The sequence below is a fragment of the Pseudomonas sp. BYT-1 genome (assembly GCF_023611805.1).
GTDB classification, from domain to species: Bacteria; Pseudomonadota; Gammaproteobacteria; order Pseudomonadales; family Pseudomonadaceae; genus Aquipseudomonas; species Aquipseudomonas guariconensis.
The window spans coordinates 4,659,811-4,672,796 of sequence record NZ_CP072559.1; the positions used below are offsets into that span (position 1 = coordinate 4,659,811).

11 protein-coding genes are annotated in these 12,986 nt (G+C 62.8%); 6 read left to right on the plus strand and 5 right to left on the minus strand.

Going from position 1 to position 12,986, the window contains the following annotated elements:
* Nucleotides 1-16 precede the first annotated feature (16 nt).
* From moaE to J5X93_RS21785, 5 genes are all read right to left on the minus strand, one after another.
* Nucleotides 17-463 (minus strand): molybdopterin synthase catalytic subunit MoaE, encoded by a 447-nt coding sequence (moaE, locus tag J5X93_RS21765; RefSeq protein WP_043207430.1) that lies wholly within the window; start codon nucleotides 461-463, stop codon nucleotides 17-19.
* 2 nt (nucleotides 464-465) lie between these two features.
* Entirely contained in the window at nucleotides 466-711 is a 246-nt protein-coding gene (locus tag J5X93_RS21770; protein ID WP_043207429.1) for a MoaD/ThiS family protein, read from the minus strand.
* Nucleotides 711-1,181 carry a cyclic pyranopterin monophosphate synthase MoaC gene (gene moaC / locus J5X93_RS21775; RefSeq protein WP_043207428.1) on the minus strand — a complete coding sequence of 157 codons (471 nt, stop codon included), beginning with the start codon at nucleotides 1,179-1,181 and terminating at the stop codon, nucleotides 711-713. The genes J5X93_RS21770 and moaC overlap by 1 nt, the downstream gene beginning before the upstream one ends.
* Before the next feature lie 165 nt (nucleotides 1,182-1,346).
* Nucleotides 1,347-2,741 carry a PhoH family protein gene (locus tag J5X93_RS21780; protein ID WP_043207427.1) on the minus strand — a complete coding sequence of 465 codons (1,395 nt, stop codon included), beginning with the start codon at nucleotides 2,739-2,741 and terminating at the stop codon, nucleotides 1,347-1,349.
* A gap of 272 nt (nucleotides 2,742-3,013) precedes the next feature.
* The gene (locus tag J5X93_RS21785; protein WP_102081618.1) at nucleotides 3,014-4,129 is read right to left on the minus strand and encodes a polysaccharide deacetylase family protein; all 1,116 of its coding nucleotides are present in this window, start codon (nucleotides 4,127-4,129) and stop codon (nucleotides 3,014-3,016) included.
* A 137-nt stretch (nucleotides 4,130-4,266) separates the two neighbouring features.
* On the opposite strand from J5X93_RS21785, the gene yaaA reads away from it, so the two are divergent.
* From yaaA to J5X93_RS21815, 6 genes are all read left to right on the plus strand, one after another.
* Nucleotides 4,267-5,046 (plus strand): peroxide stress protein YaaA, encoded by a 780-nt coding sequence (gene yaaA / locus J5X93_RS21790; protein WP_250033972.1) that lies wholly within the window; start codon nucleotides 4,267-4,269, stop codon nucleotides 5,044-5,046.
* Between the two features lie 878 nt (nucleotides 5,047-5,924).
* Nucleotides 5,925-7,241 carry a nucleotide sugar dehydrogenase gene (locus J5X93_RS21795; RefSeq protein WP_043207423.1) on the plus strand — a complete coding sequence of 439 codons (1,317 nt, stop codon included), beginning with the start codon at nucleotides 5,925-5,927 and terminating at the stop codon, nucleotides 7,239-7,241.
* Nucleotides 7,242-7,303: 62 nt separating this feature from the next.
* A complete protein-coding gene (locus J5X93_RS21800; RefSeq protein ID WP_043207422.1) occupies nucleotides 7,304-8,785 on the plus strand; it encodes a glycosyltransferase family 2 protein in 1,482 nt (493 codons plus the stop codon).
* A gap of 36 nt (nucleotides 8,786-8,821) precedes the next feature.
* Nucleotides 8,822-9,985 carry an alginate biosynthesis protein Alg44 gene (locus J5X93_RS21805; protein WP_043207421.1) on the plus strand — a complete coding sequence of 388 codons (1,164 nt, stop codon included), beginning with the start codon at nucleotides 8,822-8,824 and terminating at the stop codon, nucleotides 9,983-9,985.
* A 13-nt stretch (nucleotides 9,986-9,998) separates the two neighbouring features.
* Nucleotides 9,999-11,510 carry an alginate biosynthesis TPR repeat lipoprotein AlgK gene (gene algK, locus J5X93_RS21810; RefSeq protein ID WP_232092067.1) on the plus strand — a complete coding sequence of 504 codons (1,512 nt, stop codon included), beginning with the start codon at nucleotides 9,999-10,001 and terminating at the stop codon, nucleotides 11,508-11,510.
* Nucleotides 11,507-12,985, plus strand: coding sequence for an alginate export family protein (locus J5X93_RS21815; protein ID WP_043207420.1), 1,479 nt, complete (start codon nucleotides 11,507-11,509; stop codon nucleotides 12,983-12,985). Before algK ends, J5X93_RS21815 begins: the two co-directional genes overlap by 4 nt.
* Nucleotide 12,986: the final 1 nt, after the last annotated feature.

Sequence of the window (12,986 nt, forward strand, 5' to 3'; positions counted from 1 at the left end):
CCGTGCCCCGCCAGGTTCACCAGCGACCGGCGGCATCCTGGTCGCTTTGCCGACCTTCGACCCAACGCGGCCCATCCTGGGTGTTCTCTTTCTTCCAGAACGGCGCCCGGGTCTTGAGGTAGTCCATGATGAAATTGCAGGCATCGAACGCCGCCTGACGGTGAGCGCTGGCCACGCCGACAAAGACGATCGGTTCGCCCGGCTCCAGCGCGCCGATGCGGTGCAGCACCTCGACCTTGAGCAGTGGCCAGCGCTGCTCGGCCTCGACGACGATCTTGGCCAGAGCTTTCTCGGTCATGCCTGGGTAATGCTCGAGGAACATCCCCGCCACTTCACGGCCATCGTTGAAATCCCGCACATAGCCAACGAACCCTACCACCGCGCCCACGCCGACGTTGGCCGCGTGCATCGCATTGACCTCAAGGCCTGGATCGAAGGCCTGCTCCTGTACTCGAACGCCCATGCTCAACCTCCCGTGACCGGCGGGAAGAACGCCACTTCGTCGCCCTCCTCCACCGGCTCGGCCAGCTTGCTCAGATCCTGATTGCGTGCGCACATCACGTTCTGCTCGGCCAGCACCTCGTATTGCCCGCCCTTGGCCACCAAGGCCTGGCGCACGTCGTCCAGGGTCGCGAAGGCACCTTCGAGCGGCTCGCCATCGACCCCTAGCAATTCACGATAACGGGCGAAATACACCACCTGAACCTTCATCACGCCTCCACCTGGTAATGGCCGCTCTTGCCGCCGAGCTTCTCCAGCAGGCGCACTTGCTCGATCACCATGCCTTTGTCGACGGCCTTGCACATGTCATAGATCGTCAGCGCCGCAACGCTGGCGGCAGTCAGCGCTTCCATTTCCACACCGGTCTGCCCGGCCAGCTTGCAACGGGCGACGATGCGCACCGCATCAGAACCTTCGGCGTTGAGCTCGACCTTGACGCTGGTGAGCATCAGCGGGTGGCACAGCGGGATCAGGTCGCTGGTCTTCTTCGCCGCCTGGATCCCGGCGATGCGCGCCACGGCGAACACATCGCCCTTGGGATGCTCGCCGTCGACGATCATCTGCAACGTCTGCGGCAACATGCGCACCCGCGCTTCGGCCACCGCCTCACGCGCGGTCACGGCCTTTTCGGTGACGTCGACCATGTTGGCGCGCCCCTGGGAATCGAGATGAGTCAGCACTGCATTGCTCCTGTGAAGGGAACAAAGAGTGTAAACCCGCAGGTCAGCTTTGAGCAGTGGTTGTGTCGCGGGCAGGCCAAATCCCGCTGGCCGCCATGGGAGCGGGTTAATCGGCGTAGAGGACATCACAGAAGCCGGGCGGCGAACCGCCCGGCAGACTGGGGTTTACAGGTGGGACTCGGCGTACTCGGCCAGCACCGAGCGTGGCACGCCCTGCAAGGTGATATGAACGCCGTGAGGGAAGTCCTTGAAGCGTTCGGTGAGATAAGTCAGCCCGGAGCTGGTGGCCGACAGGTAAGGGGTATCGATCTGCGCCAGGTTACCCAGGCACACCACCTTGGACCCTGCCCCGGCACGGGTGATGATGGTCTTCATCTGGTGCGGGGTGAGGTTCTGGCACTCGTCGATCAGGATCAGGCTCTGCTGGAAGCTGCGCCCACGGATGTAGTTCAGCGACTTGAACTGCAACGGGACCCGCTCGAGGATGTACTCGACGCTACCGTGGGTACTCTCATCATCCATGTGCAGGGCTTCGAGGTTGTCGGTGATGGCGCCCAGCCAAGGCTCCATCTTCTCGGCCTCGGTCCCCGGCAGGAAGCCGATCTCCTGGTCCAGCCCCTGCACGCTGCGGGTGGCGATGATGCGCCGGTAGCGCTTGCTGACCATGGTCTGCTCGATGGCGGCGGCAAGCGCCAGGATGGTCTTGCCGGAGCCGGCGGCGCCGGTCAGGTTGACCAGGTGGATATCTGGGTCGAGCAAGGCGAACAACGCCAGGCTCTGATGGATGTCGCGGGGTTTCAGCCCCCAGGCTTCCTGGTGCAGCAACGGCTCCTGGTGCAGGTCGAGCAGCAGCAGTTCGTCTTCACGGATGCCTTTGATCCAGCCGACGAAGCCTTGTTCGTCGATGATGAACTCATTGACGTGCACCGCCGGCAGGTTGTCGGTCAGTTGTACCCGATGCCAGGTGCGACCACGCTCCTGCCGGGTTTCGACCTTGCTGACGCGATCCCAGAACGAGCCGGTCACCGAATGGTAGCCCTTGGACAGCAAGGAGACGTCATCGACCAACTGGTCGGTGCTGTAGTCCTCCGCGGCGATGCCACAGGCACGCGCCTTCAGGCGCATGTTGATGTCCTTGGTCACCAGCACCACGTCCAGATCGCAGCGGCGGGCACGCAACTCCAGAAGTTGGTTGATGATGATGTTGTCATTGAGGGTTTCGGGCAGCAGCCGGTTTGGCTCGTTGCGTGGGCTCATCAGGATCGACAGGAACCCTTTGGGCCCGCTCTTGCCACGCTGGATCGGCACGCCCTGCTCGACGTCGCTGGGCGAGGCATCGCCAAGGGTCTGGTCGATGAGGCGGATGGCCTGGCGGCATTCGGCGGCGATGGTGTGTTTGCCGGTCTTGAGCTTGTCGAGTTCCTCCAGCACCGTCATCGGAATGGCGACATGGTGCTCCTCGAAGTTGAGCAAAGCGTTTGGATCGTGGATCAGGACATTGGTATCGAGCACATACAGGATTGGCTGGGTGGAGGAAGAATTGCGTCCTTGGTCATCCATACTCGGTCACCTTATGTGAAAGCCACGCGACGCGTAATGCTGCGCCGCAGAGTGACCGCCGTTCTCCCCGTATCCGCGTCGTTACGGGCGGGGAGCGCACCTGGCAAGGAGGGCCTGGATGACGCCACCTGTGCTGCAGGATTCGGCTGTCTGGTACCTACATACCGCATTAATGATGACCAAAAAAAGTCTTTTTACGTTCCTTTGAACTTTATTTTTCCGATTGACGTTCAGGACTTGGCTTGAGCCGTGAGCGGGACTAGAGTCAAAGATCAAGCCCCATCACGCTGCCCATAATCCCGGCAATCTTCCCAGCCGATTCCACTCTGCGCCGTGTTGCGCAACAGCCAATCCAGCGCCGGTTGCGCCTTGGGCAGGTTGTCGTGGAACTGGATCACCCCTTTGCGCCACAACAGCATCAAGGTCAGCACCCGATGTGCCGAGGCCTCGGCGCTGAGCGCACTGTCATCCTGGGCGTCGATCTCCCACAGCGAAACCTGAAGCCTCTGGCTGGCCATGAATGCCTCGCCATCGGCACGACGCTGCCCGTACGGTGGGCGGAACAACGGCACATACTGCGCCGGCAGGTCGGACTGGACCCGGGCCTGGGCCCGGCGCAGCGAATCCTGCCAGTCCAGCCATTGGGCATGGGAGCGGTACTCCCAGCCCTGGATGCCCACGCATTGCCCGGTATAGAGCGCCCCCACAGGGGCGCGCTGCTGCAAGCGGTTACCGAGCACGAAGAACAGGCCGCCGAGCTTCTGCCGGCGCAGATAATCGGCCAGCTCGTCGGTGGCACCGCCCGCGGGAGTGGGGCCACCGACGAATGTCAGCAGGAACACCCGGTCGTTGAGTTCATCGCCTGTGCGCTCGCTGTCCGACAGGCGCTCGACCTCGCTGCTGGTCTGAGGGAACAACGCCGCCTTGCGCAGTTGTTCATCCAGGTAACGGGTGTGGAATGCCCGGCTAGGCTCGAGCCAGCCGGTATAGAACTCGCCCACGCCGGAGGTGAAAGTGGCGGCCAGGGTCCGCAGTTCGGCCATGGACTCCAGCGGATAGCAGAAGGAAGCATCCTGCTCGCAGCTGCGCTGGGCCTGTTGATAGTTTTCCCATAGCCGCTGCCACATGCGCGCGCGCACCGCACGTATCACCGCCAGGTTGATCTGGCGCAGTTGCAGGCGCGCCGCCAGAGCCGGCTCGTCGAGCATTTCACTCTCCTGCAGCACCTGGGCGAACGACAGGATTTCGGCCCGCGAAGCGACATCGAACAACGCCGGGCTGTCCAGTTGTTCAGGCCACAGCGTGCGGTCCAGGGTGGCCTGGGGCGAAGGGGCAGCCTGGGCGGCAAGGCTCAGCAGGCCGGCCAGCAGGACGAAGGCAATACGCACGAATCAAGCTCTCCGCAGCAACATGACACGCACTATAACGTGGCGTTGGGCGATGGTCCGTGACTATCGTCGCGATAGTTTGGTCTTGCCGGCCCCAGCCCGTAGAATCCGCCTCGACGATTCCAGGAGCCGACCCGATGCTGACGGTGATTTCCCCCGCCAAGACTCTCGACTACGACACCCCGCCGGTGACCCAGCGGTTCACCCTACCCCAGTACCTGGACGACTCCCAGGTGTTGATCACCCAACTGCGCGAATTCACACCCGCACAAATCAGTGAACTGATGCACCTTTCCGACAAGCTCGCCGGCCTCAACGCCGCCCGCTTCGGCAGCTGGACCCCGGATTTCACCCCGGCCAACGCCAAGCAGGCGCTGCTGGCGTTCAAGGGTGACGTGTACACAGGCCTGGACGCCGAAAGCCTCGGCGAGGACGACTTCAGCTACGCCCAGGACCACCTGCGCATGCTGTCGGGCCTTTACGGCCTGCTGCGCCCGCTGGATCTTATGCAGCCCTACCGCCTGGAAATGGGCACCAAGCTGGCCAACTTCCGCGGCAAAGACCTCTATGCCTTCTGGGGCACGCGCATCAGTGAATGGCTGAATCAGGCCCTGGCCGATCAAGGCGATGACATCCTGCTGAACCTGGCCAGCAACGAGTACTTCAGCGCGGTCAAGCGCAGCGCCCTGAAGGCACGGGTGATCGATGTCGACTTCAAAGACTGGAAGAACGGGCAGTACAAAATCATCAGCTTCTACGCCAAGAAAGCCCGCGGAATGATGAGCCGCTTCGTGATCCAGGAGCGCATCAACGACCCCGAACAGCTCAAGCGCTTCGATGTGCAGGGCTATTACTACAGTGCCGAACAGTCCAAGCCAGACCACCTGGTGTTCCTGCGCGACCACCCTGGCGAGTAAGACCTTCAGGTCCTGCGCATTAACAGTGGGAGCAACAGTCTTGCGTTGCTTGCACCGGCCTCTTCGCGGGTAAACCCGCGAAGAGGACACCCCTGAACAAGACAGCTGCTGCTACTGGTCGTCTCACCGCATCCGACAGCCCTGCAATGGGGCAGGCTTCAAATGGCCATCTCGTCATAATTTCGACGTCAAAAAAACCACTGCCCAGCCGTTATTGCAAAACGCCATAAGACCGTTCGTAGTTTTTTGACGAATTTTGAAAAAAATTTTCGCATGCTGGCATATAACCATCCCACGTCGTTTTCGCCCTTTATATATAGGGGTGAAACTGATACGTGCTATCAGATTGAAAGTATTTTCCACTGAAAAAATATTTAGAAATCTTTCATACCTGCAGAACCCACCTTGGAACTTCTGCTACCGGCAATCGCTCATAGGACCCGTAACGATTTTCTTGCGGGTGTCGTGAGAGATGACTTACAGATGACAACCGGCCGGTATCCACTACCGGCTCCGATAACTTCGACAGACGCAACGGTATCAACCGAAAGCCCTGTCCACGAAGGAGAGACGCGCCCCTACTAATCGTCCTAGTGGTTGATTTCATAGGATTTTTCCAATTGAAAGAGCAAGCACAGCAGTAGGCGTAATAGCACACTGCAATAAAGACGGCTGCATTTCAGGGCACGCCTTTTAATACTGGCCATTTAACTGCCAACTTTGAGTGCACAACTTTGCGCGCTCTGGATTTATTCATGCCTGCGTTCGGTGATATGTGCAATCGCCATGGCACCGTGCGCCCGAAAACTGCTGGTTAATCAACCCGGTCCGGCTCTTTTGCGAAGGAGCCGACGTGATAAACACACGAGGTGAATACGATGCGTATCAGCATCTTTGGTTTGGGTTATGTGGGTGCGGTCTGTGCAGGTTGCCTGTCGGCACGGGGTCACGAAGTGATTGGCGTGGACGTGTCCAAGACCAAAATCGACCTGATCAACCAGGGCAAGTCGCCCATCGTCGAGCCGGGTCTGGAACAGCTCCTGCAGCAAGGCATCGCCAACGGCCGCCTGCGTGGCACCACCGATTTCGCCGAAGCCATCCGCGCCAGCGATGTGTCGATGATCTGCGTCGGCACTCCCAGCAAGAAGAACGGCGACCTGGGCCTTGAGTACATCGAGTCGGTGTGCCGCGAGATCGGCTACGTGCTGCGCGACACCGAGCGTCGCCACACCATCGTGGTGCGCAGCACCGTGCTGCCGGGGACCGTCAAGAACGTGGTCATCCCGATCCTCGAGGACTGCTCCGGTAAGAAAGCCGGCGTCGACTTCGGTGTCGCGGTCAACCCGGAGTTCCTGCGTGAAAGCACCGCCATCGCCGACTACGACCGCCCACCGATGACTGTCATCGGCGAGCTGGACAAGGCCAGCGGCGACGTGCTCCAGGCCATCTACGAGGAACTGGACGCACCGATCATCCGCAAGCCGGTCGAAGTGGCCGAAATGATCAAGTACACCTGCAACGTCTGGCACGCCACCAAGGTCACCTTCGCCAACGAAATCGGCAACATCGCCAAGGCGGTGGGTGTCGATGGTCGCGACGTGATGGACGTGGTTTGCCAGGACAAAGTCCTGAACCTGTCGCAGTACTACATGCGCCCAGGTTTCGCCTTCGGTGGCTCGTGCCTGCCCAAGGACGTGCGTGCCCTGACCTACCGCGCCTCCAGCCTCGACGTGAAAGCTCCGCTGCTCGACTCGCTGATGCGCAGCAACGAGTCCCAGGTGCAGAACGCCTTCGACATCATCGAAAGCCACGACAAACGCAAGGTCGCTTTGCTCGGCCTGTCTTTCAAAGCTGGCACCGACGACCTGCGCGAAAGCCCGCTGGTGGAACTGGCCGAGCGCCTGATCGGCAAAGGCTACGAGCTGAACATCTACGACCAGAACGTCCAGTACGCCCGTGTCCACGGCGCCAACAAGGAATACATCGAGTCGAAGATCCCCCACGTGTCCTCGCTGCTCAATGACGATCTTCAACACGTCATCGACAACGCCGACGTGATCGTCCTGGGCAACCGCGACGAGAAGTTCCGCGCCCTCGCTCAGCAGGCACCGGAAGGCAAGCAAGTGATCGACCTGGTCGGCTTCATGACCAAGCCGACCTGCACCACCAGCCGCACCGAAGGCATCTGCTGGTAACCCCCGGCCGGGCAGCGGGCGACCGCTGCCCTTCCCCCTGATTCGCGCGACGGATGCTGAACATGCAAAGACTCCAGACAGTGCTGCTGCAGTGCGCCGGATGGCTGCTCTACATGAGCCTGCTCATGTTGATCGCCTTGGCCTTGCCCAGCGACATCTTCGACTCGCAGTCGAAGCACTTCATCTTCCTGGTCGGCGCGGTCGGCATCTGGCGCTACTCCATGGGTGCCACCCACTTCATCCGTGGCATGGTGTTCCTCTACGGCGTCTACCCCTACCTGCGCCGCAAGGTACGCAAGCTGGGCAAAGCTGCCGACCCGTCCCACGTGTACCTGATGGTCACCAGTTTTCGCATCGATGCCCTGACCACCGCGCAGGTGTACAGCTCGGTGATCCGCGAGGCCATCGAATGCGGCTTCCCCACCACCGTGGTCTGCTCGCTGGTGGAGATGTCCGATGAGCTGCTGGTCAAGAGCCTGTGGGCCAAGTACAACCCGCCCGCCCACGTCAACCTGGACTTCGTGCGCATCGCCGGTACCGGCAAGCGCGATGGCCTGGCCTATGGCTTCCGGGCCATCTCGCGGATGATGCCGGACGAGCATGCCGTGGTGGCGGTGATCGACGGCGATACCGTGCTCGGTGAAGGCGTGGTCCGCAAGACCGTGCCGTGGTTCAAGCTGTTCCCCAATGTCGGTGGCCTGACCACCAACGAATTCTGCGAAGTGCGCGGCGGCTACATCATGAGCGAGTGGCACAAGCTGCGCTTCGCCCAGCGCCACATCAACATGTGCTCGATGGCCCTGTCCAAGCGCGTGCTGACCATGACTGGGCGCATGTCGATGTTCCGCGCAAGCGTGGTGACCGATCCTGAGTTCATCGCCGACGTGGAAAGCGACTCGCTGCACCACTGGCGCCTGGGCCGCTTCAAGTTCCTCACTGGGGATGACAAGTCCAGCTGGTTCAGCCTGATGCGCCTGGGCTACGACACCTTCTACGTGCCGGACGCTGCGATCAACACGGTCGAGCACCCACCGGAGAAGAGCTTCATCAAGGCCAGCCGCAAGCTGATGTACCGCTGGTACGGCAACAACCTGCGGCAGAACTCCCGCGCCCTGGGGCTGGGCCTCAAGCGCCTGGGCCTGTTCACCTGCATCGTCCTGCTCGACCAGCGCGTGTCCATGTGGACCAGCCTGCTGGGCCTGACGGTGGCGGTGATCGCCAGCCTCAAGTTCGGCATGGGCTTCTTGCTCGTGTACCTGCTGTGGATCGGCATCACCCGCCTGATCCTCACCATCATGCTGCTGTGCTCGGGCCATAACGTGGGGCCGGCCTACCCGCTGATTCTCTATTACAACCAGATCGTCGGCGCGCTGATGAAGATCTACGTGTTCTTCCGCCTCGACAAGCAGTCCTGGACCCGCCAGCCGACTGCCCTCAAGCGTGACCTCGAAAGCTTTCAACAATGGTTCAACACCTGGTCTTCACGGACCATGACCTTCTCGGCAGCCAGCATCTTCGTCGCTGTGCTGTTCATGGTCGTGTGAGCCCCCCGGAACGGATCTAACAGGAACGAAATCGCCATGAATACCGCCGTGAACGCCAATGTCGTGCATGAGTCCGAAGCCCAGCGCCAGCATGTCCGGGTACGTATCCCTGCCAAGCTGCGCTACCTGGACCGCAATCGCGAACCGCACGATGTGAAGGTGGACGATCTCTCCGCCGGGGGCCTGTCCTTCCATACCAGCAAACCCTTGAACGTCGGCGATGTGCTGCGCGGTCGCCTGCAGTTCACGGTCGACAACCTGGGCCTGTCCATGGACGTCGAGTTCCAGGTGCGCTCCTACCAGAGCACCGGTCGCACCGGCGTGCAGTTCCAGAACCTCGAACCGCGCGACGTGGCCACCCTGCGCCATATCATCACCACTTTCCTGTCCGGCGAGATGATCAACGTCGGCGGCGTGCTCAGCACCCTGCAACGCGACAACTTCACCAAGGCACGCAAGCAGAAAGACAGCGGCTCGGGGCTCTCGGCCTTCGGTCGCCTGCGCGCGGTAACCGTCAGCCTGGGCGTGTTCGTGGTCGGCGTGGCCGCGTTCGGCTTCATCGCCAAGTCGCTGTACGGCATGTACTTCGTCAGCCACGCCGAGGCCGGTGTGGTCTCAGTGCCCACCACCAACGTCACCATGCCGCGCGACGGCAGTGTGCAGAGCCTGGTGGAAAACGGCGCCCAGGTGGTAAAGGGCGCGCCGCTGGCAAGCTTCAGCACCAGCATGCTCGATTTGCTCAAAGGCCATCTGGACGACTCGCAGCTCGAGCCCGCCAAGGTCGAGGAGCTGTTCGGCAAGCAGCTCTCCGGCACGCTCACCAGCCCATGCGACTGCGTCGTCGCCCGCCAGCTGGTGGATGACGGCCAGTACGCCAGCAAGGGCCAGCCGATCTTCCAACTGGTGCCACGCACCACCAACCCGATGGTCGAGGCGCGCTTCAGCTATCGCCAGTTCGACCAGGTCAAGCCAGGCACCCGCGTGCAGTTCCAGGTGGCCGGCGAAGACGAGATGCGCACCGGCAAGATCGTCAGCAGCGCCAGCCTCAACAGCGAAGACCTGGCCTCGGATATCCGCGTGCAGATCAAGCCTGACAGTGGCCTGCCGGCAGAACTGGCCGGTCGCCCGGCGGCCGTCAACGCCGATCGTGGCCCGTCCCTGGACTGGCTGATCGACAAAGCCGTAGCCCGCGGGCTGTAAGAGGGATCGGACCATGAACCCTTCGAACCGTATGACACCGCTGCAAGCGGCCGGGGCCTTGTTCGCGGGTAAACCCGCTCCCACAGGGATCGAATCGAGCCCTGCGCGCAGCATTCGCCCGCTGGCCTGGTGCGGCCTGGCCTTGGCCGTCGCCCTGGCCGGCTGCTCGGGCCTGCCCGACCAGCGCCTGGCCAACGAGGCCATGAAGCGCGGGGACACCGCCCTGGCCGAGCGCAATTACAAGGCCCTGGCCGACCTTGGCTACAGCGATGCCCAAGTGGGCCTGGCCGATATCCAGGTCGCCAGCCAGGACCCTGCCAAGCTCAAGGCAGCCGAGGCCACCTACCGCGCCGCCGCTGCCACCTCGCCCCGAGCCCAGGCACGCCTGGGTCGCCTGCTGGTGGCCAAGCCTGGCACTACCCAGGCCGAGCGCGAGGAGGCCGAAACCCTGCTCAAGCTCGCCGCCCAGCAAGGCGAGCGCAACACCCTGATCCCGCTGGCGATGCTCTACCTGCAATACCCGCAGAGCTTCCCCAAGGTGAACGCCCAGCAGCAGATCGACCAGTGGCGCGCCGCCGGTAACCCCGAGGCGGGCCTGGCCCAGGTGCTGCTCTACCGCACCCAGGGCACCTACGACCAGCACCTGGGCGACGTCGAAAAAATCTGCAAGGCCGCGCTGGACACCACCGACATCTGCTATGTGGAACTGGCCACCGTCTACCAAAAGCGCGCCCAGCCCGACCAGCAGGCCGCACTGATCCAGCAGCTCAAGGCCGCCTATGGTCGTGGCATCGTGCCGGCCACCCGGGTCGACAGCGTCGCCCGCGTGCTGGCAGACCGCAGCCTGGGCCAGACCGACGAAAAGACCGCCAAGGAGCTGCTCGAGCAAGTCGCCCCGGTCAATCCGGCTTCCTGGGTGAGCCTGGCGCAGTTGGTGTACGACTTCCCGGAGCTGGGCGACAACGACCAGTTGCTCGCCTACATCGAAAAGGGCCGTCAGGCCCAGCAGCCCCGCGCCGAACTGTTGCTCGGCCGCCTCTACTACGAAGGCAAGACGCTCCCGGCCGACGCCAGCAAAGCCGAAGAACACCTGCAGGCCGCCGCCGCCGCCGGCGAGGTCAGCGCCCACTATTACCTCGGCCAGCTGTACCGCCGTGGCTACCTGGGCCACGTCGAGCCGCAAAAAGCCGTCGACCACCTGCTCAGTGCCGCCCGTGGCGGGCAGAACAGCGCCGACTACGCCCTGGCCCAACTGTTCAGCGAAGGTCATGGCATCCGCCCTGCTCCGGCCAACGCCTGGGTGTTCGCCCAACTGGCCCAGGCCAACCCGTCGCCGCAATCGACCGAGCTGCTGCAAAAGCTCGACACGCAATTGAGCCCTGACCAGCGCAACCAGGCCCAGCGCCTGCTGGACCAGGAAAAGCAGGCACGCGGCAGCATGGCCCAGGTCGGTTCCAACCCCCTGGCCTTCGAAGCCCTGCAAGACGACGCAAAAGAAGAAGTAGACGGTGAGGACTCGCTATGACGCTCAATCCCTTCGTGAAAGCCGGCATTGGCCTGAGCTTCGCCCTGCTGTGGTCGTGCCCGACCCTGGCGGACATGACCGCCGAGAAGAACTTCGGCCTGGACATCAAGATCACCGGCCAATCCGAGGACGACCGCGACCTGGGCACCCGCTCCGGCGGTGACGTCAACGGCCTGGGCCTTGACCTGCGCCCTTGGGTCTACGGCGAACGCGGCAACTGGAGCGCCTTCGCCATGGGCCAGGCAGTAGCCGCCACCGATATCATCGAGACCGACACGCTGCGCCAGTCCGAGGACGGCAGCACCGTGGACAACGCCGATGACAGCCGCAAGCCGGACAAGAGCTACCTGGCCATGCGCGAGTTCTGGGTCGGCTACAGCGGCTTCACGCCCTACCCAGGCGAACAGCTGCGCCTGGGCCGCCAACGCCTGCGCAGCGACGACGGCATGTGGCGCGACACCAACATCGAAGCGTTGAACTGGACCTTCGACACCACCCTGCTCAAGGCCGACCTGGGCGTGGCACAGCGCTTCAGCGAATACCGCACCGACCTCACCGAGCTTGCGCCCGAGGACAAGGACCGCACCCACGTGTACGGCAACGTTGCCACCCAGTGGACACCTGGGCACTGGGTCGGCGTGCGCGCCCACCACTCCAGTGACAGCGGCAGCCTGAAAGACCCCGGCGAAACCGTCGACCCGTTGGACAAGACCCGCACGGGCGATCTGACCTGGCTGGGCCTGGAGGCCAACAGCGACGCCTACAACTGGCGCAACGACCACACCGTCAACTATTGGGGCAGCGTCACCTGGCTGACCGGCGATCGCGACACCCTCAGCACCCAGACCGTGGGCAACGACCAAGTCGCCACCGGCAAGCAGAGCGGCGATGTCAACGCCTGGGCCACCGACTTGGGTGTACGCCTGCGTCTGGACCCCAACTGGCAGGTCGGTGCGGCCTATGCCCGTGGCAGCGGCGGTGGCGGCAGCGACGGTTCGAGCAACTACGAGCAGACCGGGCTCGAGAGCAACCGCTCCAACTTCACCGGCACCCGCTCTCGCGTGCACCGCTTCGGCGAAGCCTTCCGTGGCGAGCTGGGCAACCTGCAGGCGGCCACCCTGTTCGCCTCCTGGCAACTGCGCGACGACTATGACGCAAGCTTCATCTACCACAAGTTCTGGCGCGTCGATGACCAGCAGAACATCGGTTCCAGCGGCATCAACGCGGTGGTCGAGGACAACGGTGTGAACCGTCCGCTGATCAATGGCGAGAAGGACCTGGGCCAGGAAATGGACGTGGTGGTCACCAAGTACTTCAAGCAAGGCCTGCTGCCGGCTTCGATGAGCCAAGCCATCGACGAGCCGTCGGCCCTGGTGCGCCTGCGTGCCGGCGTGTTCAAGCCAGGCGATGCCTACGGCAGCGAAGCTGATTCCTACATGCACCGCGCCTTCGTCGACGTGATCTGGCGCTATTGAG

Bases quoted from the DNA above. Each gene is read 5' to 3' on its own strand.
- moaE (WP_043207430.1), bottom strand. From the start codon at position 463: ATGGGCGTTCGAGTACAGGAGCAGGCCTTCGATCCAGGCCTTGAGGTC.
- J5X93_RS21770 (WP_043207429.1), bottom strand. From the start codon at position 711: ATGAAGGTTCAGGTGGTGTATTTCGCCCGTTATCGTGAATTGCTAGGG.
- J5X93_RS21780 (WP_043207427.1), bottom strand. From the start codon at position 2,741: ATGGATGACCAAGGACGCAATTCTTCCTCCACCCAGCCAATCCTGTAT.
- yaaA (WP_250033972.1), top strand. From the start codon at position 4,267: ATGCTGACGGTGATTTCCCCCGCCAAGACTCTCGACTACGACACCCCG.
- J5X93_RS21795 (WP_043207423.1), top strand. From the start codon at position 5,925: ATGCGTATCAGCATCTTTGGTTTGGGTTATGTGGGTGCGGTCTGTGCA.
- J5X93_RS21800 (WP_043207422.1), top strand. From the start codon at position 7,304: ATGCAAAGACTCCAGACAGTGCTGCTGCAGTGCGCCGGATGGCTGCTC.
- J5X93_RS21805 (WP_043207421.1), top strand. From the start codon at position 8,822: ATGAATACCGCCGTGAACGCCAATGTCGTGCATGAGTCCGAAGCCCAG.
- algK (WP_232092067.1), top strand. From the start codon at position 9,999: ATGAACCCTTCGAACCGTATGACACCGCTGCAAGCGGCCGGGGCCTTG.
- J5X93_RS21815 (WP_043207420.1), top strand. From the start codon at position 11,507: ATGACGCTCAATCCCTTCGTGAAAGCCGGCATTGGCCTGAGCTTCGCC.